This window comes from Streptomyces sp. NBC_00846, assembly GCF_045207325.1.
Classification (GTDB): domain Bacteria; phylum Actinomycetota; class Actinomycetes; order Streptomycetales; family Streptomycetaceae; genus Streptomyces.
On sequence record NZ_CP108846.1, the window covers coordinates 3,551,155 to 3,575,738 of the forward strand.

Genomic DNA, 24,584 nt, shown 5'->3' on the forward strand with positions numbered 1-24,584 from the left:
CCGAGTTGCCTCGTCGGCGTGAGCGGACGGCGCATCTGACACACAGCCAGGCGCACCATTGCCCGTTTTATCCGTATGTGCCGTCAAGAAGGGCTGCCACGTGGGAAAACGCTCTCGCAGAACACGGATCGCGGCCTGTGCCGTGGTGGCAGCGGCGATGCTTTCCGGCCTCGTTCCGGCAGTCGGCGCAACCGCCGCCCAGGCGGCCGCCCCGCCCTCCGCAGCGCCGGCCGTGGCCGACCCCCTACCGGGCACCGAGTCCTCGCCCACCGGACCTGACCCGGGGCCCGCGCCGCACTAGAGTCGGCTGCATGGTTTCCGGTGAGGCGCCGCAGGCGGAGGGCAGCGTTCGAGTCGACGTCTGGATCTGGTCGGTCCGGCTGACGAAGACCCGTTCGCAGGCCGCTGCCGCCTGCCGCGCGGGTCATGTGAAGGTCGCCGGCGAGCGCGCCAAGCCCGCCCAGGCGTTGCACGTCGGCGACGAGGTACGGCTCCGGCACGCGGGCCGGGACCGGATCGTCGTCGTGTCGAAGCTGGTCAAGAAGAGGGTCGGCCCTCCGGCGGCGGCGGAGTGCTTCGTCGACAACAGCCCGCCCCCGCCCCCGCGCGAGGCGGCGATCCAGGTTCCGGTACGGGACCGGGGCGCGGGGCGTCCCACGAAGCGGGACCGGCGGGAGATGGAGCGTCTGCGGGGGGCCGGGCCCACCCCCTGACGAGGAACGCGCGGGCCGCGGCCACGGCCATGGCCATGGCTGCGACTACGGCACGGCTACGGCTGCGGTGACGCGATCGCCCGCGCCGCCGCCACCTCCTGGCGCAGCGGAGCCAGGACCCCTTCCTCGTCGCCCGGCAGTTCCGCGCGTACGCCGACCAGGGTCTCGCTCGCGCGTATCCCCTCGGCCAGTTCCCGCAGCTGCTGCTGGATCCCGGCCACTTCCGCGGCGGGCGGTTCCGGTGCTCCGTGGTCGACGCGGACCCGGGCCGCCGTCGTCGCGTCCACGATGCGTTCGACCGCGACGACCAGCGGCCACCAGGCAGCGGCCCGGCTGCCGACCGGCGGCGGTTCGGTCAGGGCGCGCTGGAACTCGGAACGTACGACGGACAGGTCGCGGTAGATGCGACGCCTGGCCCGAACCCGTTCCGCCCGGTCGCCGGGGCCGACCGGCTCGAACGCGTACGCCACGTAGTCGGCGATGTCGGTCACCGCGTCCGCGAGCCGGTGGCCGATCCGGACGTGCCAGCTCTCCGGCCACAGCAGGTAGCCCGCCACCAACACGATGGCGCAGCCGATCAGGCTGTCCAGGAAGCGCGGCCAGACCAGGTGGAAGCCCTGGTGGTTCAGCAGGTCGGACAGGAGCAGGATGACCGGGGTGATGGCCGCGGTCTGGAACGCGTACCCCTTCGCCGTGAACGCCGGGATCAGGGCGGCGAGCACCACCATCACCGGCACGTCCCACCAGCCGATCGGCACCGCGGCGAGGATCGGCGCAGCGATCACGAGACCGGCCGCGGTGCCCACCGAGCGCAGCACGGCCCGCGAGAACACCGAGCCGAAGTCCGGCTTCAGGACAAATGTGACGGTCAGCGCGACCCAGTAGGAGCGGGGCACCGGGATCAGGGAGGTCAGCGCCTGCGCCAGGCCGATGCAGAGGGCCAGGCGCAGCCCGTACCGCCACGAGGGCCCGGAGAGCAGCACGTCGCGCGCCGTCCGCCGGATCCGTACCCCGAGCGCGGCGGGGCGGCCGAGCCGGTCGTCGACGTTGTACGGGTCGGGGTCGGCCTTGTGCACGACGGCGGCCGCGTGCCGCAGCGCGGTGTCCACCGCCCGGGTGGCGGGTGAGTCCGGGGCGGGCAGGGTGAGTTCGGCGTCGCCGGTGCGGCTCTCCTCGACGGCGGCGGCGAGTTCGCGTACTGCCGCCGGGATCCCGTCCGGGAGCGAGCGCCGCCGGACGTGTACGGCGGGCGCCGCCTCGACGAGCGGGATGACGACGTTGAGCTGGGCGAGCAGCCGCACCATGGCGTTGCTGCGGCCGTGGTAGCGGGCTCGGCGGGCCAGGATCAGGTCGTAGGAGGTGTTGAGGGACTGGGTGACGGCGTGCCGCCGCTCCTCGTACGAGTCGGTGCCCGCGGCGGCGAGCAGGTCGGCGACCGCGAGGTAGGTGTCGGCGACCGCGACCCGTTCCGGCAGTTTGCGCCGCAGCGGCCACGCCAGCAGCGTCATGGTGAGGACGAACAGGCCGCCGACCGTCAGCAGCAGTGGCGCCACCCACCAGGGCTTCGGCATCAAGAGCCCCGCGCCGACCACCGCGTTGAGCAGGAGCAGCAGCCCGGACACGGAGGCGACGGCGCCGATCGTCGACATCATGCCGGAGACCAGAGCGACCAGGGTCAGCGCGGCGACGGCCGTCCAGCCGGTCCCGAACACCAGCGTGCCCAGCATGATGCCGAGCGCGCCGAAGAGCTGCGGTACGGCGATGTTGAGGATGCGCATCCGATACGCGTCGGCGGTATCGCCGATGACGCCGGAAAGCGCCCCCATGGAGATGAGCGCGCCGTACACCGGCCGACCCAGCGCGAAGCCGACGGCCAGCGGGCCGGCCAGGGCGAGGGAGGCGCGGACGACCGCGGCCCAGGGGATGGGCGTGGCCGGCCGGGGACGGAGTCCGCTCAGCAGCCAGGGGGGTGGTGCCGCACGCCTGCGTCCGGGTCCGGCCTCCGTGTCGGTCAATGCGTCCCCCTGTGTGGTGCGTTCAGCCCCGGTAGCCCTCGACCTCGTCGGCCGGCCGTACCGTCGCCGCGGACGGGTCCTCGCCGAACTCCCTGAGCGCGCGCCGCTGACGTAGCAGGTCCCAGCACTGGTCGAGCCTGACTTCCACCGTACGCAGCCGGGATCTCTCGTCCTCGCTGAGGCCCGATTCCCCGGTGGAGCGGTTGCGCAGGTCCCGTTCCTCGTCGATGAGCCCGCCGATGTTGTCGATGATGTCGTGCTCGATGTCGCGTTCCCGGTCGTCCATGGTGTCTCCTTCAGGTCTGTGTCTCCTTCAGGTCTGCGTCTCCTTCGGGTCTGCGTCTCCTTCGGGTCTGCGCGGCGCGTGGTCCGGGTTCAGAGCGCGATGACGGTCTTGCCGCGTGCGCCGCCCGTCCGGTTCCGGTCGAGGGCCTGCGGGGCCTTCTCCAACGGGAGTTCGATGTCGATCGGCACGCGCAGTACGCCTTCGGCGGCGCCCGCGGCCAGGACGTCGAGCAGGACCGGGCTGGGTTCGAGCCGGAAGTCGATGCCGGTCACGTCCGCGGGGAGCGCGGCGAGGGCGGCGACGCCCCGCGTGGTGAGGGCGATCCCGCCGGCGCGTACCGGCGCGGCACGGGCGGCGAAGGCGTCGGGGGTGGTGGAGACCAGGTCGACCAGTGCGTCGACGCCGTCCGGGCAGCTTTCCCGTACCGCCGCTTCGAGGGGGCGTTGCATCGTGTCGATCGTGACGGTGGCGCCCAGGGCCGCCATCCGCTGGTGCTCGTCGCCGTGCACGGCCGCGATCACGCGCACGTCGCGGGCCGAGGCGAGCTGGGTCAGACAGCTGCCGACACCGCCCGCCGCCCCGATGACCAACAGGCTCTCGTGGCCGCGGAGCACCACAGCCTCCAGGATCTGGGCGGCCGTCATCCCGGCGGACGGCAGGGCGGCCGCGGTACGGAGGGAGAGGCCGGCCGGCACGAAGGTGATGGCGGAGTCCTGCGGGACGGACACGAACTCGCAGTAGGTACCGGCGCGGGCCGCCGGTCCGCCGGCCCGGGCGAAGACCCGGTCGCCGGCCCGGCCGCAATCCTGGGCGTCGCCGATCCGGCCGAAGACCTGGTCGCCGACCCGGAAGCGGTTCGCGCCGCAGCCGATCATGTCCACCCGGCCCGCGAAGTCCACGCCGACGACCAGCGGGAACACGCTCGGGGCGGGTCCGGCGTCCGGTGAGCCCCGGGCGGCCTGCCAGTCGCACGGGTTGAGTGCGGCGTACTCGATCCTGACCCTGACCTCCCCGGCTCCCGGCTCGGGCTTGGGCAGCTCCACCAGTGCGGGTTCGGCCCCGAACGTGCTGACGGCTATCGCTCGCATACGGAAGACCTCTCAGTCGCCCCCGATCCGGCAGTCACGAGAACCACTCTTCCCCGGCCCGCCCGCCGCCGCACGTCGAACCGGGCCTGCTACGGAACCGTCCGCCGCCGCGCCGCCCACCGCCTCCCGAGCACCGCGCACACCGCCACCGCCAGCCCCGTCCCGAACACGATCCACGCCGTCGTGCGCAGGGAGCCCGTGAGCGCGTCGTACACCGCCGCCGCGGCGCCCGTCTCGCTGTCCGGCACCTCGGCGAGCACCCGGCCGCGGGCGACCGCGATCACCGCACGCAGCACGAGCGCCCCGAGCGCGAAACCGGCCCCGGCCACCGCCGCCGCCGAGAGCGCGGCGCGCCCGGAGCGCCCGCGCCCCGGCCCGCCGCGCGCCCACGCCACGAGCACGGTCAGGACGGCGAACACAACCGTGCCCACAGCGGGCCAGACACTGGCGGCGCGCAGCCACCGGAAGGTCTCGCGCAGCTGGTCGGCGCGGTCGGCGGAGATGAGCGTGATGTCGGTGTGCTGGACCGGAATCCGGTCGGCGAACGGCACCCCGTTCCCCTCCAGATTCCGTTTGACCTGTTGGGTGACGGGTGCCAGGTCGATGGTCACGGCCTGGCCGGTGTTGCCGTTCAGGGCAGCGGTGACGGCCTCGTGGGCGGTGCGGTTGGCGGTGTTCCACGCGGCCCGGAAGGCGTCCGTGGTGGTGAAGGACATGACCGCCTGGTGGAGGAAGTCCCGCACGGTGCTCTGGAGCGGACCGGCGTCGATCTGCTGCATCGTCGCATCGGTGATGAGGTCGCCGACGGTGCTCTGCACGTGCGGTTCGGCGGCGAGCGGGGCGACCGCGGCCACGTAACGGTCCGTGTTGTCGATCTCCAGATCCACCCAGGCGGAGAGCGCGCTCAGCGGGACGAGCACGGCGAGCACCACCACCACCACCACCGCCGCCGTGACCGCCGAGAGATACGTCCGCATCCCTACAGGGAATCCCGTACGGAGGCGGTGCGCTGCGGGTCGTACGCCATCCGAGTTGCCGGGCGGCACGGCGGGGTGTGCTCTGGAGGGACGAAGACGGCGACGGAAGGAGTTCTCCGCCATGGCCACTCATGCAGCGATGCCGACTCGCGGACGGCCCCGGAGACGGTCACGTACACGTCAGCACACGGCGTCCGCCTGGGCCGTCCCCGCCACGCTGGGTGCGGCGTACGGCCTCTACGCGTCGTTCATCCTCCGCAACAACGGCGCGAGCGGCGGCCGGCAGTTCTGGTACGGCCTGATCACCGCGGTGGTGCTCGCCGTCCTGTGCTTCGCGCTGGGCCGGATCCAGCACACCCTGCTGCCCCTGGTGCGGGGGGCGGCGTACGGCGCGCTGACGGCCGCGGCGATCGGCCTGCTGGTCGGGCTGACCGGTTCGAGCGTGCTGCGGTCCTCGGCGCTGGGACTGGCGGTCGGCCTCGGGATGTTCGTCACGACGTTCTACATCTTCTACACGCACGAGCGGACGTGAGCGCGCCTCCCGGCGCATCGGGACATGAGGACGGGCCCGCGCTCGGCGCGGGCCCGTCCTCATGTCCTTCTGCCGCGCTCAGTCGCGTACGACCGTCACCGGGCATGGTGCGTGCTGGGTGACGTGGAGGCTGACCGAGCCGAGCAGCGTCGCCTTGAAGCCGCTGTAGCCGCGCGCCCCGACGACCAGCAGGTTCGCGCCCTTGGCGCGTTCCAGCAGGGACTGGGCCGGGTTGCCGATGACCACGATCTTGCTGACCTCGGCCGCGCCCTCGGCGCCCAGGGCCTCCTCCAGCGATTCGGTGAGGGCCACGGTCGCGACGGCCTGCGGGTCGAAGTCCTCCGGCATGCCCGGCATCATGGACGCCCAGCTCGTCGCGGGGTACTCCCAGCTGTTCACGGCCTCCACGGTGTCGCCAGTCAGTTCCGCCTGGCGTACGGCCCAGTGCAGCGCCTTGATCGACGACTCGGAGCCGTCAACGCCCACCACGATCCTGCCCATCTCTGCCTCCAGCTCGGTTCGGCTCAGTGCGCAGATGCGTCGTGCGAGAAATCCCCGCACGGCGCAGCTTTCGTTCCAACTCTAATCAAACCGGACGGGGTTTGAGGCGGCGGGGCCACCTGCGCGGGCCCACTCGGCCGTGACCGCTCGGCCATGACCGCTCAGTCGAGCCGCAGGTCGGCGAGCTGCTGCTCGAACGGCACGACCTCGTCGTCGAGCCCGAGCGTCCTCGGCGCCCCGGAGACCGCCCGGCCACCCGCGATCATGGCGGCGAGCTCGCCGCCCGCGCGCCGGATGCGGGACGGCAGGCCGTCGGTGTACTCGTCGCCGGACGAGCCCCAGTCCTCCGACGCCGCGTACACGGAGGTCGGTACGACGGTGGCCCGCAGGTACGCGAAGAGCGGGCGCATCGCGTGTTCCAGGACGAGTGAGTGGCGGGCGGTGCCGCCCGTCGCCGCGATGACGACGGGCTTGCCGGTCAGCGCCGTGTTGTCGATCAGATCGAAGAACGACTTGAACAGTCCGCTGTACGAGGCGGTGAAGACGGGCGAGACGGCGATCAGTCCGTCCGCCTCCGCCACCTCCTTGATCGCCTGCTCCAGGGCGCTCGGCGGGAACCCGGCCACCAGGTGGTTGGCGATGTCGACGGCCAGGTCGCGCAGCTCGATCACCTGGATCTCGACCGTGCGGTCCTGTTCGGCCAGCAGGCGTTCGCGGGCGGCGCCGGCCAGCCGCTCGGCCAGCAGCCGGGTCGAGGAGGGGCTGGAGAGCCCGGCCGATACGGCGACGATCCGCAGGGGTTCGGTGGCGAACACGGTGGACGTGGTGGACACGGCGATCAGACCTCCTTCGTGGCCGTACGGGCGGCGGCGACGGCCGGGTGCACGGGGGCGGAGTCCGGGACTCCGGCCGGCCGCAGGTTGGCGAACTCCTTGCGCAGCACCGGGACGACCTCCCCGCCGAGGATGTCGAGCTGCTCCAGGACCGTCTTCAGCGGCAGTCCCGCGTGGTCCATCAGGAACAGCTGGCGCTGGTAGTCGCCGACGGCGTCCCGGAAGGACAGGGTCCGCTCGATGACTTCCTGCGGCGAGCCGACGGTCAGCGGGGTCTGCTGCGTGAAGTCCTCCATCGAGGGCCCGTGTCCGTAGACCGGCGCGTTGTCGAAGTACGGGCGGAACTCCCGTACCGCGTCCTGCGAGTTCTTCCGCATGAACACCTGGCCACCGAGGCCGACGATGGCCTGCTCGGCGGTGCCGTGCCCGTAGTGCGCGTACCGCTGCCGGTACAGGTTGACCATCTTCCTGGTGTGCTCGATGGGCCAGAAGATGTTGTTGTGGAAGAAGCCGTCGCCGTAGTACGCGGCCTGCTCGGCGATCTCCGGGGAGCGGATCGAGCCGTGCCAGACGAACGGCGGGACGCCTTCCAGGGGGCGGGGGGTCGCGGTGAACGAATGGAGCGGCGTACGGAACTTGCCCTCCCAGTCCACGACGTCCTCGCGCCACAGCCTGTGCAGCAGGGCGTAGTTCTCGATGGCGAGCGGGATGCCCTGGCGGATGTCCTTGCCGAACCAGGGGTAGACCGGGCCGGTGTTGCCGCGTCCCATCATCAGGTCGACGCGGCCGTCCGCGAGGTGCTGGAGCGTCGCGTAGTCCTCGGCGATCTTCACCGGGTCATTGGTGGTGATCAGCGTCGTGGACGTGGACAGGGTGATGTGGTCGGTGCGGGCGGCGATGTAGCCGAGCGTGGTCGTCGGGGAGGACGGGACGAACGGCGGGTTGTGGTGCTCGCCGGTCGCGAAGACGTCCAGACCGACCTCCTCCGCCTTCTGCGCGATGGCGATGGTGGCCTTGATCCGCTCGTGCTCGCTCGGTGTCCTGCCGGTCGTCGGGTCGGTGGTGACGTCTCCGACGGTGAAGATCCCGAACTCCATGGCGCCCGCCTCCGTTTTTGTTGAACGTTGAACTATGTGACATACCCTACAACGGAACGCCCCCCTGACCTATTCCGCCCCGGCGGGGCGGGCCGGGGCAGTGCGCACCCTGGACACGCTGCGGAGGCCGGGTGCGCCCCTGTCGGACGGAGGCGGGCCGTGAGCGAGGGCAGCGAGAGCGAGCACTGGAAGGAGCGCGGCGCGGCGTGCTGGGTTTCTTTTCGGTTCTGAATCAGCCGTCGGCGTCGGGGTTGGGGGTGGAACGGCGTGCGGTGTCGCTGATGCGGATCAGGATGCCGACGAGGGCCCAGTTGGCGATGACGGAGGAACCGCCGTACGCCAGGAACGGCATCGTCATACCGGTCAGCGGGATCAGGCCCATCACACCGCCGGCGACGACGAAGACCTGCAGCGCGAACGCGCCCGACAGGCCGATGGCGAGCAGCTTGCCGAACGGGTCGCGAGCCGCGAGGGCGGTGCGTACGCCGCGCTCCACGATCAGGCCGTAGACCAGCAGGATCGCCATGATGCCCGTCAGGCCCAGTTCCTCGCCGAAGGTGGCGAGGACGAAGTCGGAGTTGGCAGCGAACCGGATGAGGTCGGAGCGGCCCTGGCCGAGGCCGGTGCCGAGGGTGCCGCCGGAGCCGAACGCCCACAGCGCCTGCATCGACTGCTCGGAGTGACCGGCCACGCCCTGGCGGCTGAGCATGTATTCGCGCATGGGGTCGAGCCAGGCCTGGACACGTTGCTGGACGTGCGGCTCGAAGGAAGCGACGCCGACGGCGCCGACCGCGGACATCAGTAGACCGAAGACCATCCAGCTGGTCCGCTCGGTGGCGGCGTACAGCATGATGATGAACATTCCGAAGAACAGCAGCGACGTGCCGAGGTCGGTCTCGAAGACCAGGATCAGGATCGAGAGGAACCAGACGACCAGGATCGGACCGAGGTCACGGCCGCGCGGCAGGTACAGGCCCATGAAGCGGCGGCTGGCCAGGGCCAGCGCGTCGCGCTTGACCATCAGATAGCCGGAGAAGAAGACCGCGAGCACAATCTTCGCGAACTCACCGGGCTGAATGCTGAAGCTGCCGACGTGGATCCAGATCTTGGCGCCGTATATGTTGGCGCCCAGGCCCGGGACCAACGGAAGCAGCAGCAGGAACAGCGCGCCCACCATGGATATGTAGGTGTAGCGCTGCAGGACGCGGTGGTCCTTGAGCAACATCAGCACCACGATGAACAACGCGATGCCCATCGCCGTGTACATCAGCTGTCGTGGCGCGGCTGTTCCCGCCTGCTTGATCGACTGCAGCAGCTCGGACTGGTCCAGCCGCCAGATGACGACCAGGCCGAGTCCGTTCAGCAGCGTGGCCAGCGGCAGCAGCAGCGGGTCCGCGTACGGCGCGGACTTCCGTACGACGAGATGGGCGACGCCGGCCAGCAGGCCCAGGCCCAGGCCGTAGCTCAGCAGGCCGGACGGCACTTGGTTGTTGATGGCCAGGCCCACGTTGACGTAGGCCAACACCGGGATGACGACGGCGAACACCAGCAGCGCGAGCTCGGTGTTGCGCCGGCTGGGCGCGCCGATCGTCGACGTGCGGTGCGTCGACGTGTTCGTAGGACTGCTCATCGTGTGACAGGGCCTCTCACGGCTTGCCTACTGCTGACTGCTGACCGCACAGCGAGACGACCTTCTGCTCTTCCTTCGAGAGACCGGGGTTGGGAGTGGGTGCGGTAGCGGTCCTGGACGGGGACTGCGACATCGAAGCCGACGGAGTCGGCACTGCTGTGGCCTTGGATGCCGTTCTAGACGTGAAGAAAGCATGTGTGGTTCCTGTGGCCGTTGTACCGCTGGTGGCCAGCAGCTCCGGGACAGATCGGCCACGCCCGTCGATGCACCACCGCTCGGCCGGTGGGCCACCGGGCCTGGACGCCAACGAGGCCGCCGACGGCAAGTACGGCGCGTTCGTGACGAACGAGCGCGTCCTCGACACCGAGAAGTACAGCGTCGGCATCGTCGCCTGACACACATCGCCGCACCACCACGGCGGGGCCCCAGGATGTCTCGGAGTGGGAGGAGCCCGCGGTGCTCGTGCTGTCCGAGTTGCTGACCAACGCCGGGCAGCACGCCCAGGTCTCGCCGGGGCGGGAGATCGAGACCCGGTTCCGGCCGCTGGGCGACGGGGTGCGGATCGAGGTGCACGATGCCTCGCACCTGCCGCCGCAGGTGCGCGAGCCGGAGCCCGGTGCGTGCGGCGGGCGGGGGCTGGTGCTGGTGGGCGTGCTGGCGGACCGCTGGGGGTACGGGGCGCGGCGCGGGCCCGGAAAGGTCGTGTGGGCGGAGTTCGGCTCCGTTAAGCTCGGCCCATGACCTCCGTACCGTGCCGAAACTGGTGGCGCTCCTTCTAGGAGCGGCCACCTCCATCTGCACGGAACAGGGCCGTTCGAAACGGACGGCCCTTTTCTCTGCCCTCGTACGGGTGCGGATGCCGGTGGTCCCGGCGGGCCGTCCTCCACGCAACCAGCACTCGCGAGGAGAGAGCACATGACCACAGCCACGGCCGCAGCCGCCGAACCCGCCCAGCGCCGCAGTGCCGAGCTGGAGCGGCTGATTCAGCAGACCCCCGGCCGGTTCCGGGTGATGACCGGGGACCGGCCCACCGGGCCGTTGCACCTCGGGCACTACTTCGGCACCCTCCACAACCGCGTCCGGCTCCAGGAGCTCGGGGTGGACGTCTTCGTGATCATCGCCGACTACCAGGTGCTCACCGACCGGGACGTCGCCGACCGGCTCGGCGAACACATGGAGGGGATGCTGCTGGACTACCTGGCCGTCGGGATCGACCCGGCACGCTCGACGGTCTTCAACCACAGTGCCGTGCCCGCGCTCAACCAGCTGATGCTGCCGTTCCTGAGCCTGGTCTCCGTCGCCGAGCTGAACCGCAACCCCACCGTCAAGGACGAGATCGCGCACTCCCGGCAGTCCGCCGTCAGCGGGCTGATGTTCACGTACCCCGTGCACCAGGCGGCCGACATCCTGTTCTGCAAGGGGAACCTGGTGCCGGTCGGGCAGGATCAGCTGCCGCATCTGGAAGTGACGCGGACCGTTGCCCGGCGCTTCAACGAGCGGTACGGGGCGGTCTTCCCGGAGCCGGACGCGCTGCTCTCCGCCGCGCCGCTCCTGCTCGGCACCGACGGCACCAAGATGAGCAAGAGCCGGGGCAACTCCATCGCGCTGGGCGCCGACGCGGATGAGACGGCCCGGCTGATCAAGGGCGCGAAGACGGATGCCGAGCGGCACATCACGTACGACCCCGAGAACCGGCCCGGGGTGTCCTCGCTCGTGCTGCTGGCGGCGCTCTGTCTGGACCGGGACCCGCACGCCGTGGCCGAGGAGATCGGTGGGGGCGGTGCGGCCGTCCTCAAGCGGACCGTGGCCGAGGCCGTCAACAGCCGGATGGCGCCGATCCGGGCCCGGCGGGCCGAGTACGCGCGCGACATGGAGTACGTGCGGTCGGTGCTCCGGGACGGGAACGAGCGTGCCAACGAGATCGCGGCGGCGACGCTGGACGAGGTGCGGGGGGTGATGGGCGGGGTGTTGTAGGCCCGGCACCCAGATTTCGCCGACCCGCAGCGGCGCTGCCCGGCGGCTCAGCGGTGCGTCAACGAGCCGCGCCTGCGGAGCAGTTCGGCCAGGCCCCGGCGGGTCGCCGCGATCACCACGCGGTCCTCGGAGCGCAGTACGTACCCCGGGTGCAGGTCCCAGATCAGGCCCGACGGGCGGTCCGGGGACGCGGGGGCGGGCATGGTCAGGTCCGGGCGGCGGTCCTCGGGCGGGGTGGCGTCCAGGGCGAGGACGCGCCAGGAGCCCGCCCGGAACGCCTGCTCCACCGTGCGGCCCTCCAGCTGCCGATGCCCCGCGACCTCGACCGCCGCGAACAGCATCACCTTCCGCTCGACCGGGATCGCGCCCAGGATCTGCCGGCCCATCATGGCGACCGCGAAGGACGGGGCGGCCAGGTGGGAGACGGAACGGGAGCGGGTCAGGGCCTGCGGGTGGGCGGTGCGCAGGGTGCGGTAGACGGCGGTGGCGAACTCGTCGTCGAACAGGCGCAGGGTGACGCGCAGATCCGGCTTGACCGAGCGGGCGTACAGCGCGGCCTCCAGGTTGGTGGTGTCGACGCTGGTCAGGGCGAGGAGTGCGCGGGCGCGCTGGATCTTCGCCGCCTCCAGAACACCCTCCTGCGTGACGTCGCCGAGGACCACCGGCACGTGCAGCCGCCGGGCCACGGGGATGCCGCGCGCGTCCGGATCGTCCTCCACGCACACCACGGGAACGCCGAGCTCACGCAGCCGGACGAGGACCCGCGTACCGATCTTGCCGAGGCCCAGCAGAACCACATGGCCGGAGAGACCGCGCGGCGGGCGGCGCAGGGACGACGCCGTACGGAGCGAGCCGAAGGCCTCCAGCACGCCCGCCACGAGCAGCGGCAAAAGCATCAACCCGGCGACGCCCGAAAGGAGTTGGATCACCTGTCTGGCCGTGGGGTCGCCGATCGCCGGGTCGCCCATCGCGAACAGGTCCAGCAGCGTCAGATACGCGGCGTGCAACGGATCGTCGCCGGTGGTGAGCGTGGATGCGACGGCGAGCCCCAGCACGGCCAGCCCGACCCCCAGCGCCGACCAGCGCAGCCGCCGCGAGAAGAACTGGCTGAGCGGCGCTCCCCTGCCGCCCATCCGGGGTGACGGACCGGCCGGGCCCGCCTGGCTGACCGCTTCCAGGACGATCGTGCCGCGGCCCGTGGCAGCGGCCACCTGCCTTTTGTCGGGCAGGAGTTGGGGCCCTTCGTCGCCGCTGCTGTCGGAGCCCTCCGCGCCCGCCGGGTCGTGCGTGGTGGAGGAGAGCAGCGCGAGGGTGCACAGGCCGGGGTCGGCGGTCCGGCCGCCCTGGGGCGGGGTGCGTTCGGCGGCGCGCAGCAGCAGGCCCTCCGCCTGGATGACCTTGCTGGAGCCGGTGAGCGCGGTCGCGGCGAGGGCGGGCGCGGCGGTGTCGGCATCGGAGAGGACGGTGGTCGAGGTGTCCAGCGCGGCCCGGTCGAGACCGGGTGCGGCGACCGCGGCGGCCTGATCGAGCAGGGTCTCCAGATACTGGCCCAGCTTGCGGTTGTAGAGCCGGATGACCAGCCGGAGACGGGGGTTGAGACGGCGGGCGGCCAGCGCGGCGCGGATGTTGCGCTCGTCGTCGTCGTATACCAGGGCCAGCGCGGCGGCCTGTGCGACGCCCGCCTCCTCGAACGCCTCGTCGGAGGGCTCCGCCGCCTCCAGGATGCGCACCGCTTCCACTCCGGCGTTGGTGTCGCCGCTCCCCGGAGCGGCGGGCCAGCCGGTCCCGCCGTTGCGGTTCATCGCCTGCGACATCCGGCCGAACAGCGCCGCCGCCCGGCCCCGCCCGGTCAGTGGCAGTTCCGGCCGGTGCGCGTCGCGTCCGGGCGGCAGGACGAGGGTGACCCGTTCTCCGTACACGTAGCGCAGCTCGCCGGCGAGCCGCTGGGCCAACGCGTCGTCGCCGCAGACGACCATGTGTCCGCTGAACGGGGAGCGTTGGGGCTGATGGGACTGTTGGGGAAGTGGAGGCACGGGACCCAGCATGCCTTGCTCCTCTCCGTCGCTCCTGGCCGTTCAGTGATCTTCCTCGGTGGCTTCGCGCGGGGGCGCCGCGTGCCGGGCCTGCGGGTTGGTGAGCAGATGGCGCGGGTCCGCGACCCGGACGATCGCCGACTCCACCGCCGCGATCCGGTCCGCGAGCAGCCCCAGCGCCGCGACCGCACGCGTCATGGGGTCGCCGTCCGGGCCGCCCAGCGCCTGCGTACGGACGTAGGCGGCGGTGATCGCCGACCAGCGCGCGGACTGTTCGGGGGTGAGCCGGCCGCGCAGCGCGGCGAGCTTCAGCAGGTTCGACTCCGCGCCGGACGTCAGTGTCTGGGCCTCGCCCGCGTAGTGGTCGTCGACGACGGCGGACAGCTCCGCGTCGTTCATCACCGGCACGATCCGCTCGGCGATCTTGTTCATGTTGCGGTACGAACCCTGGAGCCGGAACGGCGGCTCGGTGCGCGTCGCGTCCGTCTGCGCCGCCGAGGCGATGTACGCGGCGTTCACGGCGAGCACCGTGTCCCGGGCCCTCAGCAGATGGCGCAGGACCGCGACGATCCGGTCCACCTCGGCGGGTGTGTACGGGTGCTCCAGCCGGTCCGCGCCGGGCGCCGGGGAAGTGCTGGAGGCCAGGCGCACGAACCGGACAAGGTCCTCGCGGGAGCGGCCGGCGAGCGGGGCCAGCACCGGGTTGGCGGTCAGCGCGTTCTCGACGAAGCTCAGCGCGAAGACGTCCTCGCGGCCGCTCAGTACCTCGCCGAGGTTCCAGACGTCGGCCCGGTTGGCGAGCATGTCGGGGATCCGGAACCGCTCGCCCGACTCCGTGTACGGATTGCCCGCCATGCACACCGCGAACCGCTTGCCCCGCAGGTCGTGGCTGAGCGGCTCGCCGTCCCGCACGCCCTCGATGCGGCGGGTGGCGTCGCAGAGCGGGATGAACTTCTGGAGCAGCTCCGGCGATGTGTGCTGGATGTCGTCGAGGTAGAGGAGCGTGTTGTTGCCGGACTCCAGCGCGAAGTTGATCTTCTCGATCTCCTGGCGGGCGGTCGCGGTGCGGGCCTGGGACGGGTCGAGCGAGGTCACGTCGTAACCGAGGTTCGGTCCGCTGATCTTGACGAGGACCAGGCCGAGCCGGTCGGCCACGTACTCCATCAGCGTCGTCTTGCCGTAGCCGGGCGGCGACACGAGCAGCAGCAGGCCCTGCGAGTCGGTGCGCCGGTCGGCGTCGGCGGTGCCGAGCTGCTTGGCGAGGCTGTCGCCGATCAGCGGCAGGTACACCTCGTCCAGCAGCCGGTTGCGGACGAACGCCGACATGACGCGCGGCCGGTGGTCGTCCAGCCGCAGCCGGGCCCGCTCGGCGTTCACCAGCGCGGTGCGCCGGCGCTGGTAGGCGCGGAAACCGGGGACGGCCACGGTACGGAACTCGGCGGTACGGGCGAGGAGTTCGTCGAGCCGGACGGTCAGCGCGCCCCGGTCGATGCGCGGATGGGTGCCGAGCAGGCCGTCCACCCGCGCGGTCAGCGGGGCCTCGCAGTCGTACCGGTCGAGCACCGGCTCCGGGCACAGCTCCACGGCGACCGCCTCCGCGAGGTCCCCCGCGTCGATCCCGGTGCCGCTCGCGGCGGCGTACGAGGCGAGCCAGCCCTCGACGAGCTGGCGGCGGGCCGGCAGGTCGTCGCCGAGTGCGGCGAGATCCTCGTCGTACGCCGAAGTCCCGGTCGTGCGGCGGAACTTGTCCAGGAAGGTGCGGGCGGCGGCGCTGGTGACGAAGCCGGCCGGGCCGCTCGTCAGTTCCTCGAAGAGGTACGCGGCGACGGCGGACGGCGCCTCGCCGCCGATGACGGCCGCCCACTCCTCCTGGAGGGCCTCGACGGCCGGGGCGAGGCCGAAGGTCTCCCGGGCGCGGGCCAGCGAGAGCGCCCGCCGGGTCCATGAGGTGCGCCGGGCCTCGTCCGTGCCGTACGCCCAGAAGAGCTGGGCCGCCGCCCGTACCGCGGGCGGGCAGCGCAGCAGCCCGGCCCCGGAGTGCAGCCGCAGCAGGGCGGCGAGGATCGCGGTGGCGTCCTCGTCGTGGACGCCGCGCTGATAGCCCTCGTCGTACGCGGCGGCGGCCGACTCCCTTACCAGAGCGGCGAGTTCTGCCGGGTCCAGGGCGGCAAGGCTGTCGGCGCCCCGCTCGTCGAGGAGCCGGGCAGCCAGGTGCTCGCCCCGGTAGACCCGCGGGGACTCCGAGGGGAGGGTCTGCTCCCAGTACGGGCGGGTCGCCTCGAACTCCGGGTCGGTGACCGGGGCGCGGTAGTCCGTGCCGGTGAGGGCGAACGCCAGCCGGTCCCCGTGCGGGACGAGCGTCAGGTCGAAGGGCTGGGTGTTCACCGCGAACCGGTGCCGGCCCAGCCGGATCACGGCACCGCCGTCCGCGTACAGCTCGCTGCGGTCGCGCAGCGCCCGCCCGGCCTCCTGGCGGGCGGCCAGCAGCTGTCCGTCGAGCTCCTCGGCGCGCACCGGATCGCCGAGCGAGCGCAGCTCCTCGGCGGTGCGGCGGATCTTGGCGACCATCGGGTCGGAGGCGAAGTAGGTGTGGACGGCGTCCAGGTCGGGCAGGGCGGCCAGCCGCCGGGAGACCGTCTCCAGGACCCGGGCCGCCGAATCCGCCAGCCGCTCCGCGCGCCGGGCACGGGCGTCCTGAAGGGTCTGCTTGCGGGCCGAGAACGCCTCGTACACCTCCGTACGGCGCTCGGCCAGCTCGGCGAGGAAGTCGTCGAACTCCGCGAACCGCGACTCCAGGTTCTCCAGCTGGAGGAGCAGCCTGGCCAGTTGCTCGTCACAGGCGTCCGGGGTGTCCGAGGCGGCGATCGCCCCCGTGACGGCCTGCCCCAGCAGGGCGAACTCGGCGGCGAACTCGGCGCGGCCCTCGTGGTCGAGGAGTTCGCGGCGGCGGGCCTCCAGCGTGGCGCGGGCCCGGTTGACCCCGCCGAGGACCTCGGCGATCCGCTCCAGGATCGACGTACGGACCGTGGTGTCGCCGATGTCGAGACCGGCGACGACGTCCGTGACGGTGCTCAGGCCCTCCGTCATCCCGCTCAGCCGCTCGCCGAGCGCCGCCGCGTCCGCGACGGTGGCGAGCGCGGACGCCTCGGCGGTGAGCCGGGCGATGTCCTCGTGGTAGCCGGTGAAGGCGTCGTCCCGACCGAGGAAGGCGACGGCGCGCTGTGCGGCCGATTCGAGGTCGGCGGCGGTCGCGGCGGAGAGTTCGGCGATCCGTTCGGTGTCCGCGTACCGCATCTCGGCGAGCGTCGCCAAGTGACCGTGGGCATGGCGCAGTTCGGTGAGCTGGGTCACCCAGGCGGCGGCCGAGCGCGGGGCCTCGCCGCGGATGCGGCGGACGAGCGCGGTGATCCGGTCGGCCGCCGCGTCGAGTGCCCCGGCGGCCTGCCGGGTCAGCTCCCGTACCGTCTCGAACTCGGTCAGCACCTGCTGGGCGGTGGCCTTCAGCTCCGCCAACGGGTCTGCCAGCGCGCCGAGTTCGGCGTCGGCGAGCCAGTGGTAGCGGTCGGTGGCGCGGGTGCAGTCCGTGACCAGCTGCGCGTACACGGCGGCGGTCGGGGTGGTCTCGGCGGCGCTGTGCGCCAGCGCCAGGCAGTCGGAGATCCCGCGCACCAGATCGGCGTTGCCGACCCGGGCCAGCGGACCCGTCCCGGCGGGGCGGGAGGCCGCGTAGGTGTCGGAGACGTACGGGGTCCGCCAGCGCTGCAGGGGGTGGACGCGGGCCGGTTCGTCGCCGGTGGCGGTGGTGCGCAGCAGGACGAGGGTGCCGTCGTCGAGCAGGGCGTGGCCACGGCCCTGGAGCGGGGTGGCGACCTCCTGCCGGATCAGGTTGTAGGGCAGCAGCAGCTCACGGCCGTCGTCGGGGGAGCGGAAGACGTACAGGACGTCCTCGCCGTTCGGGGAGCGGACGGCGCCCTCGAAGAGCGGGTCGGTGAGCGGCTCCGCGATGTCGAAGGTCTTCGCGGTGCCGGTGGTGAGGTAGTAGCCGCCGGGGAAGATGATCCCCTGGTCCTCCGGGAGCCGGTGACAGGCCGGGCCGATGCCGTCCAGGCGCAGTACGGTGCCGAGCAGCGTGTTGAAGACCAGGTACCGCCAGGACTCCTCGTTGTACGGGCGGATACGGAGCAGGACCAGCGGCCCGATCGTGGCGTGCTCGACCTCCGCGTCGGCGAGCGACTGGAGGGGTTCGGCGACCGGCTCCTCGTAGATCCCGTCGGGGGTGTCGGTGTCGTTGACCGTCTTGACGGTAAGGGTGCCGCCGAGCGTGTCGACGAAGAGCACGGCGGAATCCGGGCTCTCCCCGCCCACCGCGATGTGCGGGTGGCGGCCGAGGACGTGCGACTCGCGTCCGGCGGGGGTCCAGGAGAAGTCGTGCGACGGCGGGAAGACATGGTCGCGGTCGCCGCGCGCGTCGAGGAACGCGCCCGGCGAACCGTCCGCGGCCAGCGCCCAGCGCAGCACCCGGATGCCGTCGGCGCTCTCCCCGGTACGGAAGACGGCGAGCAGCCGGCCGTCCACCCGGCGCAGCCGCAGGAGCCGGGCGTCGCGGTAGTAGCGGTGCAGGGCGGTGAATTCGCGTACGAAGGCCTCGTCGTCGAGCAGGCCGCCTCCGTCCGCGGGTACTTCCTCCAACTCGGGCCCGTACAGGGCGAGTACGTCGCCCACCCTGGCCGGGTCCGCCGCCCCCGGGCCCCGTTCGAACCCGAACAGCAGCCGGCCGCCGACGGCCACCAGATCGCGGGGTACGGATGCCTGCTCGGTACGGATCTGCTCGGTGCCGGTCAGCCGGAGCTCGGTCGAGCCGAACTCCTCGGTGCGCCGCGCGTTCAGCGCCTCGGCGCGGCTCGCGAGTTCGGCTGCCCGGTCGTTCAGCCGGCGCCGCAGCACGTCGTACGTTCCCGCGTCCACGGGGCCGCCGGCGGCCGGTGCGGTTGTGGTGTCGGGTTCCATCCGTGCGACTCTCCCTACGAGGTGTGTGGTGCGGGCCACTTCAGCCCGTCCTGGGTTTGAGGACGGACGGTTCGCCGGAGCAGGCCCGGCTCACCGGACGGTCCGGCAAAAATCGAGCCCGTCCGGCGATCGAGGACAAAGCGGCCACCGGACGGGCTCGGGTTGGCCCTACGCGACCGGCGACCCGTTCCGCGAGGCGGGCACGTCGGAGGCGGCCACCCCGGCCACCCCTTCCGCACCCGCCACCGCGGACACCGGCACGTCCGCCAGTCCCAACTCCCGGGCCGCGGCCAGCAGCTGCTGCACCTGCCCCGGCGCGACCCCGGTCCCCGGCGCCCGCATCATCCGCATGAGCAGCGCCGACACCGTCAGGTTCTGCACGTCGCCCGTCGACACCGATCCCAGCACCCGCGTCAGATCGTCCGTGAACGACGACGTGCCGTTCAGCCACGGCCCCGCGAGCGCCTTCGCCGTGTCCGAGTTCTCGACGAACCCGTCGAAGCTCTTGCCCATCGAGATGGACGAGACGAGCCGGTCGAAGAAGACCGACTCCCCGCCGACGATGTCGATGTCGGCGTTCTCCAGCCCCGTGGCCAGCACCGTCGCCTGCGACTCGGCGACCTGCCGCTGCACGTCGAGCCCGGCCAGCCGGATCTCCTTCTCCGCGGCGAGCCGCAGCCGGTACTCCTCGTGCCCGCGCGAGGCGTCGTCCAGCGCCGCCATCGCGGCGGCCTTCTCGGTGAGCCCCGCCGCCTCGGCCTTGAGCTTCTCGCCGATCATGGCCGCGTCGGCCGTGGCCTGGGCCTGCGTACCCTCCGCCGCGGCGAGCGCCTTGAGCCTGGACCCCTCCGCCTCGGCCCTGAGCCGGGCGGACGCGGCCTCGGCCTCGGCGAGACCGGTCTTCTCGATGACGTCGGCCTCCGCGTCACGCACCTGGACCTCCGCGAGGCCGGGCGCCGCGGACTCCGCCTGGATGCCCTCGGCCAGCCGCAGCTTGGCCTGTGCGTCCAGGTCCGCGGTCTTCAGCCGGGCCTCGGCAAGCGTCAGCTGCTCGGCGGCCAGGTGGGTCGCCGCCGCCTCGGCGGCCTCCGCGGCCTTGATGTCCTTGACCAGCTTCTCCTGGGCCTCCGCCTCGGCGGCGATGATGACCGACCTGCGGGTGCGCTCCGACTCCTCCACGGCCCGCAGCGTCTTGATGGACTCCTCCTGCTCCGCGACCGTACGGTCCACGGCGATCCGCTCCCGGATCACGTCGGCGACCTCGCGGCGCTCGGCCTCGACCTCCTTCGTCGCGGCGATCCGGTCGAGTTCGGTCTGCCGCTCACGCCCGATGACCTCGATCAGCCGGTCCTTCTCGATGCGCTCGTTCTCCACGGCGATGACCCGCTCGCGGTTCTTCTGCGCGACGGCGATCTCCCGGGCCTGGTTCTCGCGCTGGATGCCGAGCTGCTCCTCGGTGCGGATGAACGCGGTCTGGGCGCCGAGCCGTTCCTCCTCCTGGACCCGGGCGGTCGCGGACTCCTCGCGGGCCCGCAGCGTCTCGACCTCGCGGCGCTGCTTGATCTCGGCCTCGGCCTGCCGGCGCTCCAGCTCCAGAATGGTCTCCCGGGCGTCGACGTTCTGCCGGGTGATCTCCTTCTGCTCGGTGCGCTGGTACTCGTTGGTGCGGACGTGCTCGATCGCGGTCAGCTCGGTGATCTTGCGAATGCCCTGCGCGTCGAGGATGTTGCCGCCGTCGAGCTGCGTCATGGGCGTCTGCTCAAGGAAGTCGATCGCCGCGTCGTCGAGGTGGTAGCCGTTCAGGTCCGTGCCGATGACCCGGATGATCCGGTCCCGGAACTCCTCGCGCTTGGTGTACAGATCGACGAAGTCCAGCTGCTTGCCGACGGTCTTGAGCGCCTCGGCGAACTTCGCGGCGAAGAACTCCTGGATCGCCACCTTGTCGCTGGCCCGCCCCGTACCGATGGACTGGGCGACCTTGATGACGTCCTCGACGGTCTTGTTGACGCGGACGAAGAAGGTGATGTGGATGTCGGCGCGGATGTTGTCCTGGCAGATCAGTCCTTCGCGCCCGGTGCGGCGGATCTCGATGGTCTTCACCGAGATGTCCATGTACTCGGCCTTGTGCAGCACCGGCAGGACGACGGCCCCGGTGAAGGTGACATCGACCTTCTTCGTCTTGGAGATGATCAGTGCCTTGCCCTGTTCCACCTTGCGGAAGAGCCGGCTGATGACGAGGAGCAGGGCGACGGCGATGAGCAGAACGACGGCTACGAGCACACCGAAGCCCAGGGTGATGGCATCCATGGCAGTCCTTGGCAGCTGATGGGAGGAAAGTGAAGAGGCGGGTGGGTCCGCCGGACGGTTTCGGCGCGGCGGTACCGGCGAGACGTTTCGGCAGGGCGGTACCGGCGCGGTGGCGGTGGCAGGAGGGCAGACGGGCAGGCGGGCAGGTCAGCCGGAGCGGGGTGGTCCCGGATCCAGCGCCCTGTCGTACGGCGAGACCCAGAAGAACTCGCCCTCGTCGTCGTACGCGTACAGGAGCCCGGCACTGCCCGAGGTGAGCGCGGTGAGTTCCGTACCGTCCGCGCCGTGCGCGCCCTTCGCGCCGTCCGTGCCGTCCGCGCCATGCACGGCATTCGCCGATCCGAGCAGTCTGACCTGGACGATCGCGGTGGAACCGTCGGCCGCCGCGACCTCGGCCTGGCCGAAGTCGGAACTGACGGAGCCGGTACGGATGGTGCAGATCCGGCCGAGGAAGTCCTGCCGCGACGGAGGTGGCTCCTCCGGGAAGCGCCGGCGCACCAGGCGCACCAGCACGCGCGTCACGGTCCAGGAGATCAGCAGTGCCCCGGCGAGCACGGCGCAGGCGAGTCCGGCACGGGTGAGGCCGGTGACAGCGCTGCGGTGCAGCAGGACCGTACCGGTCAGACTCGTGAACCAGCCGACGACGACCATCACGGACACCGTGACGGTGACCGGCACTCCGCCGACCCCGGCCATGCCGGTGCCGAGATCCCCGTCGAAGGAATGGTGGTCGGCCGCGCCGACCAGTACGAGGAGCCAGAAGAAGACGACCACGGCCAGCGCGGCGCCGAACAGGACGGCCGGAAAGGCGGTTCCCGCGTTCAGGAACTCCTGCATCGGTCCACCCCCTGTCTGTTCGTGCGGGCGATCTTCGTACGGGGTTCGTTCGTGCGGGGCGATCCGGTGGTGGGCGGCTCCGGCTGCTGTGGCACCGCGATGCGCGGTGCCACAGCAGCCAGATCTCCCCCGTATCCCCCGTATCCCCCGTGTTCCCCCGTGTGGTGCTGACCGGATCGTCTCAGTCGGGGCCGTCCGTCGCACTGCCGGAATCCGGCAATCTTTATAGGTCCTTGATGCCGGGCACCGGCACCAGCCCCTATGCGTTGAGTGGGTGTCGACGTCGTGCCAGGACTTGAGGAGTGCTCGTGCCGGAGCCGGAGATTCCCGACGAGTATGTGGAGGACTACGCCCGCATACTGGCCGATGTAGCCGCCACCGGCCGCCGGTTGACCCGGGAGGAGCTGGAGGCGCGCCGGTTGCTGGGCCGGGAGGCCGCCGAGGCCGGATTCCAGTTGCGCGCCCTGGTCGGCCTCCATCTCGCGGCGACCCGTACCGCCTGGCCGCGCACCGCCTCCGCCGATGCCGCGTCCACCGACTGCGTGCTGGCCGCGGTCGAGCAGGCCGTCGACGCCTTCGCCGAGGGCTTCGAGCGGGCCCAACGGCTCACCGTGCGGCGCGAGGAGGCGGCGCGGCGCGAGTTCATCGACGATCTGCTGTACGGGCGCAGCGATCTGGGCCGGCTCGCCGAGCGGGCCACCCGGTTCGGGCTGCGGCTCTCGCGCGCCCACGCGGTCGCGGTGGCGACGGGCCCGGAGGCGTACACGGAGACGGACTCCGTGCCGCGCGTCGTCGAGGCGGCGCTGCTCGCACGTTTCGGCGGCCGGAAGATCCTGATCACGACGAAGGACGGACGGCTGGTCTGCATCGCCCCCGCCAGCCAGCCCGATGTCCTGCGGTATTTCGCCAAGCAGTCGCACGCGGCGACGGACGGCGGCCGGGTCGCGGTCGGCCGCCCCCACCATGGCCCCGGGGGCGTGGTCCACTCCTACGACGAGGCGCTCGAAGCGCTCGACCTGGGGGACCGGATGGATCTGGACGAGCCGGTGCTGTACGCCGCCGACCTGCTCGTCTATCCGGTACTGACCCGGGACCGGCAGGCGATGGTCGATCTGGTGCGCAGTCAGCTGGGCCCGCTCCAACAGGCCCGCGGCGGTGCCGAGCCCCTCCTGCAAACGCTCACGGTCTACTTCGACACGGGCTGTGTGGCCGCGGAGACGGCGCGCCGGCTGTCGCTGAGCGTGCGGGCGCTGACCTACCGGCTGGAGCGGATCCAACAGCTGACCGGCGCCGATCCGTCCGACCCGATGCACCGCTACACACTGCAGACAGCAGTCATCGGCGCCCGGCTGCTGGACTGGCCGGCCAAGGAGGTGTGACAGCGGGCCTGTTCCAGGAGGCCAGGGCCCGGAAGAAGGTGGCCGGAGGTGCGCATCGGGGGGAGTAGCGCACCTCCGGCCTGCCGGGCGCGGACCGCTGGTCAGTCGGTCCGCGGTCTTCCGGCGGTACGGGGCAGGGCGGGAGGAGCCGGGGGCCGGCCGACCGGCCCGCCCTGCAGGGGAGAGACCTACAGGTCGAACTCGTGCGGCGGAAGGTCGAGCGCGAAGCACGCCTCCCGCACGACGGCCTGCTCCGACTTGTCGAAGTCGCCGTCGGCACCGCCGATCACGATACCGATCTGGATGACGGCACGGGCCTCGGCAGGCTTCTTCTTCGCCTTGCCGATCTCCTGGAGCACGCTGACCTTGCCGAAGGCGAAGTCGGCGGTGAGCTTGTTCACGTAGTCGTTGAAGCGGCGCTGCAGATCGTCCGCCGGGAAGTTCTGCAGGACCTCGTTGGAGGAGATCAGCGAGGCGACGCGCTGGCGCTCGGACGGGTCGATGGAACCGTCGGCGGCGGCGACCAGGGCGCACATGGCCATGCTCGCGTCGCGGAACGCCCCGCTCTTCAGGTCGTTCTTCTTTGCTTCCAGCTGCGACTGCATCGACGAAGCGGATTCCTTGATCCGATCCCACAGTGCCATGTCGTCTTCTCCATACGTTGCGTTGCGTTGTGTTGCCGGAATGAGAACCAACTCTACAGACGTGTAGAAGTTAGCAGGGCGGGTGCCCGCTGTGTCCCGGAAACAGCAGTAAGTAGGATGCTGCGACGCCGCGGCTGACGCGGTATCGCAGAAGGGCGGATCAGATGGACTCGGGCAGGCCCGGCCACCCACCGGACAACGAACCGCCCCACGAAGAAGTGCCCGACCCGGTACGCCCCTATGCGGTACGCACCGGCCGCGTGGGCCCGGACACCCGGCGGCTTCGCAGGCGCGGGCAGGGCGAACTGGAGGCCCAGGTCCTCGCCGTACTGCACTCGGCGAACGGCCCCGCGACCGCCGGCTGGGTGCAGGAACACCTCGACGGCGGCCTCGCGTACACCACCGTCATCACGATCCTCTCCCGCCTCTACGCGAAGAACGCCGTGACCCGGTCCCGCGAGGGCCGCTCCTACACCTGGACGTCCGCCTCCGACGAGGCCGGTCTGGCGGCCCTGCGGATGCGGCGCGTACTGGACGGCGAACGGGACCGGGACGCCGTGCTCGCCCACTTCATCTCGGCCCTCTCCCCCGGCGACGAGGAACGGCTGCGCGCGCTCCTGGCGCGGGCGGCGGCACCGGACGACCCCGGTGAGCCGGCCGGCCCGGACAGTCCGTGCAGTCCTCGCGATCCGTCCGATCCGGGTAACTCCCCCGACGCGGAAGGCCGATAG

20 protein-coding genes are annotated in these 24,584 nt (G+C 71.7%); 7 read left to right on the plus strand and 13 right to left on the minus strand.

Annotated features, from left to right (window positions below; genetic code table 11):
- Window positions 1-311: 311 nt before the first annotated feature.
- Window positions 312-713 carry an RNA-binding S4 domain-containing protein gene (locus tag OG936_RS16320; protein WP_406495520.1) on the plus strand — a complete coding sequence of 134 codons (402 nt, stop codon included), beginning with the start codon at window positions 312-314 and terminating at the stop codon, window positions 711-713.
- Window positions 714-769: 56 nt separating this feature from the next.
- Here OG936_RS16320 and OG936_RS16325 read toward each other — a convergent pair whose 3' ends face one another.
- The 4 genes from OG936_RS16325 to OG936_RS16340 form a co-directional block, all read right to left on the minus strand.
- Window positions 770-2,728, minus strand: coding sequence for an FUSC family protein (locus OG936_RS16325; protein ID WP_406495521.1), 1,959 nt, complete (start codon window positions 2,726-2,728; stop codon window positions 770-772).
- A 22-nt stretch (window positions 2,729-2,750) separates the two neighbouring features.
- Window positions 2,751-3,014, minus strand: coding sequence for a DUF2630 family protein (locus OG936_RS16330; protein ID WP_406495522.1), 264 nt, complete (start codon window positions 3,012-3,014; stop codon window positions 2,751-2,753).
- 89 nt (window positions 3,015-3,103) lie between these two features.
- A complete protein-coding gene (locus tag OG936_RS16335; RefSeq protein WP_406495523.1) occupies window positions 3,104-4,102 on the minus strand; it encodes an NADP-dependent oxidoreductase in 999 nt (332 codons plus the stop codon).
- An 89-nt stretch (window positions 4,103-4,191) separates the two neighbouring features.
- Window positions 4,192-5,079, minus strand: coding sequence for a hypothetical protein (locus OG936_RS16340; RefSeq protein ID WP_406495525.1), 888 nt, complete (start codon window positions 5,077-5,079; stop codon window positions 4,192-4,194).
- Between the two features lie 121 nt (window positions 5,080-5,200).
- On the opposite strand from OG936_RS16340, the gene OG936_RS16345 reads away from it, so the two are divergent.
- Window positions 5,201-5,611: a hypothetical protein gene (locus OG936_RS16345; RefSeq protein WP_406495526.1), complete on the plus strand. Its 411-nt coding sequence runs from the start codon at window positions 5,201-5,203 to the stop codon at window positions 5,609-5,611.
- 78 nt (window positions 5,612-5,689) lie between these two features.
- Here OG936_RS16345 and OG936_RS16350 read toward each other — a convergent pair whose 3' ends face one another.
- The 4 genes from OG936_RS16350 to OG936_RS16365 form a co-directional block, all read right to left on the minus strand.
- On the minus strand, window positions 5,690-6,112 hold the full coding sequence (locus OG936_RS16350) for a universal stress protein (RefSeq protein WP_266747192.1): 423 nt from the start codon (window positions 6,110-6,112) through the stop codon (window positions 5,690-5,692).
- A 161-nt stretch (window positions 6,113-6,273) separates the two neighbouring features.
- Entirely contained in the window at window positions 6,274-6,927 is a 654-nt protein-coding gene (locus OG936_RS16355; protein ID WP_383752488.1) for an FMN reductase, read from the minus strand.
- 23 nt (window positions 6,928-6,950) lie between these two features.
- Window positions 6,951-8,042, minus strand: a complete 1,092-nt coding sequence (locus OG936_RS16360; protein ID WP_406495527.1) for an LLM class flavin-dependent oxidoreductase — start codon at window positions 8,040-8,042, stop codon at window positions 6,951-6,953.
- Between the two features lie 232 nt (window positions 8,043-8,274).
- Window positions 8,275-9,672, minus strand: a complete 1,398-nt coding sequence (locus OG936_RS16365; protein ID WP_406495529.1) for an FtsW/RodA/SpoVE family cell cycle protein — start codon at window positions 9,670-9,672, stop codon at window positions 8,275-8,277.
- 206 nt (window positions 9,673-9,878) lie between these two features.
- Here OG936_RS16365 and OG936_RS16370 point away from each other — a divergent pair, with 206 nt between their 5' ends.
- From OG936_RS16370 to trpS, 3 genes are all read left to right on the plus strand, one after another.
- Window positions 9,879-10,067, plus strand: coding sequence for a hypothetical protein (locus OG936_RS16370; RefSeq protein WP_406495531.1), 189 nt, complete (start codon window positions 9,879-9,881; stop codon window positions 10,065-10,067).
- Window positions 10,068-10,128: 61 nt separating this feature from the next.
- The gene (locus OG936_RS16375) at window positions 10,129-10,413 is read left to right on the plus strand and encodes an ATP-binding protein (protein WP_406495533.1); all 285 of its coding nucleotides are present in this window, start codon (window positions 10,129-10,131) and stop codon (window positions 10,411-10,413) included.
- A 174-nt stretch (window positions 10,414-10,587) separates the two neighbouring features.
- Window positions 10,588-11,646: a tryptophan--tRNA ligase gene (gene trpS, locus OG936_RS16380; protein ID WP_406495535.1), complete on the plus strand. Its 1,059-nt coding sequence runs from the start codon at window positions 10,588-10,590 to the stop codon at window positions 11,644-11,646.
- Between the two features lie 47 nt (window positions 11,647-11,693).
- Here trpS and OG936_RS16385 read toward each other — a convergent pair whose 3' ends face one another.
- The 4 genes from OG936_RS16385 to OG936_RS16400 form a co-directional block, all read right to left on the minus strand.
- Window positions 11,694-13,691: an NAD-binding protein gene (locus OG936_RS16385; protein WP_406495537.1), complete on the minus strand. Its 1,998-nt coding sequence runs from the start codon at window positions 13,689-13,691 to the stop codon at window positions 11,694-11,696.
- A 30-nt stretch (window positions 13,692-13,721) separates the two neighbouring features.
- On the minus strand, window positions 13,722-18,686 hold the full coding sequence (locus OG936_RS16390; RefSeq protein ID WP_406495538.1) for a DNA repair ATPase: 4,965 nt from the start codon (window positions 18,684-18,686) through the stop codon (window positions 13,722-13,724).
- A 168-nt stretch (window positions 18,687-18,854) separates the two neighbouring features.
- Entirely contained in the window at window positions 18,855-20,993 is a 2,139-nt protein-coding gene (locus OG936_RS16395; RefSeq protein WP_406495540.1) for a flotillin family protein, read from the minus strand.
- A gap of 147 nt (window positions 20,994-21,140) precedes the next feature.
- Entirely contained in the window at window positions 21,141-21,830 is a 690-nt protein-coding gene (locus OG936_RS16400) for a hypothetical protein (RefSeq protein ID WP_406495541.1), read from the minus strand.
- A 308-nt stretch (window positions 21,831-22,138) separates the two neighbouring features.
- Between OG936_RS16400 and OG936_RS16405 the strand changes: the two genes are divergently transcribed.
- Entirely contained in the window at window positions 22,139-23,209 is a 1,071-nt protein-coding gene (locus OG936_RS16405) for a PucR family transcriptional regulator (protein WP_406495543.1), read from the plus strand.
- 188 nt (window positions 23,210-23,397) lie between these two features.
- Here the strand turns inward: OG936_RS16405 and OG936_RS16410 are convergent, their stop codons facing one another.
- A complete protein-coding gene (locus OG936_RS16410; RefSeq protein ID WP_266747201.1) occupies window positions 23,398-23,853 on the minus strand; it encodes a tellurite resistance TerB family protein in 456 nt (151 codons plus the stop codon).
- Window positions 23,854-24,113: 260 nt separating this feature from the next.
- Here OG936_RS16410 and OG936_RS16415 point away from each other — a divergent pair, with 260 nt between their 5' ends.
- On the plus strand, window positions 24,114-24,584 hold the full coding sequence (locus OG936_RS16415; protein WP_406500471.1) for a BlaI/MecI/CopY family transcriptional regulator: 471 nt from the start codon (window positions 24,114-24,116) through the stop codon (window positions 24,582-24,584).

Bases quoted from the DNA above. Each gene is read 5' to 3' on its own strand.
- OG936_RS16410 (WP_266747201.1), bottom strand. From the start codon at position 23,853: ATGGCACTGTGGGATCGGATCAAGGAATCCGCTTCGTCGATGCAGTCG.
- OG936_RS16360 (WP_406495527.1), bottom strand. From the start codon at position 8,042: ATGGAGTTCGGGATCTTCACCGTCGGAGACGTCACCACCGACCCGACG.
- OG936_RS16395 (WP_406495540.1), bottom strand. From the start codon at position 20,993: ATGGATGCCATCACCCTGGGCTTCGGTGTGCTCGTAGCCGTCGTTCTG.
- OG936_RS16365 (WP_406495529.1), bottom strand. From the start codon at position 9,672: ATGAGCAGTCCTACGAACACGTCGACGCACCGCACGTCGACGATCGGC.
- trpS (WP_406495535.1), top strand. From the start codon at position 10,588: ATGACCACAGCCACGGCCGCAGCCGCCGAACCCGCCCAGCGCCGCAGT.
- OG936_RS16390 (WP_406495538.1), bottom strand. From the start codon at position 18,686: ATGGAACCCGACACCACAACCGCACCGGCCGCCGGCGGCCCCGTGGAC.
- OG936_RS16350 (WP_266747192.1), bottom strand. From the start codon at position 6,112: ATGGGCAGGATCGTGGTGGGCGTTGACGGCTCCGAGTCGTCGATCAAG.
- OG936_RS16335 (WP_406495523.1), bottom strand. From the start codon at position 4,102: ATGCGAGCGATAGCCGTCAGCACGTTCGGGGCCGAACCCGCACTGGTG.
- OG936_RS16320 (WP_406495520.1), top strand. From the start codon at position 312: ATGGTTTCCGGTGAGGCGCCGCAGGCGGAGGGCAGCGTTCGAGTCGAC.
- OG936_RS16400 (WP_406495541.1), bottom strand. From the start codon at position 21,830: ATGCAGGAGTTCCTGAACGCGGGAACCGCCTTTCCGGCCGTCCTGTTC.
- OG936_RS16340 (WP_406495525.1), bottom strand. From the start codon at position 5,079: ATGCGGACGTATCTCTCGGCGGTCACGGCGGCGGTGGTGGTGGTGGTG.
- OG936_RS16330 (WP_406495522.1), bottom strand. From the start codon at position 3,014: ATGGACGACCGGGAACGCGACATCGAGCACGACATCATCGACAACATC.
- OG936_RS16345 (WP_406495526.1), top strand. From the start codon at position 5,201: ATGGCCACTCATGCAGCGATGCCGACTCGCGGACGGCCCCGGAGACGG.
- OG936_RS16385 (WP_406495537.1), bottom strand. From the start codon at position 13,691: ATGCTGGGTCCCGTGCCTCCACTTCCCCAACAGTCCCATCAGCCCCAA.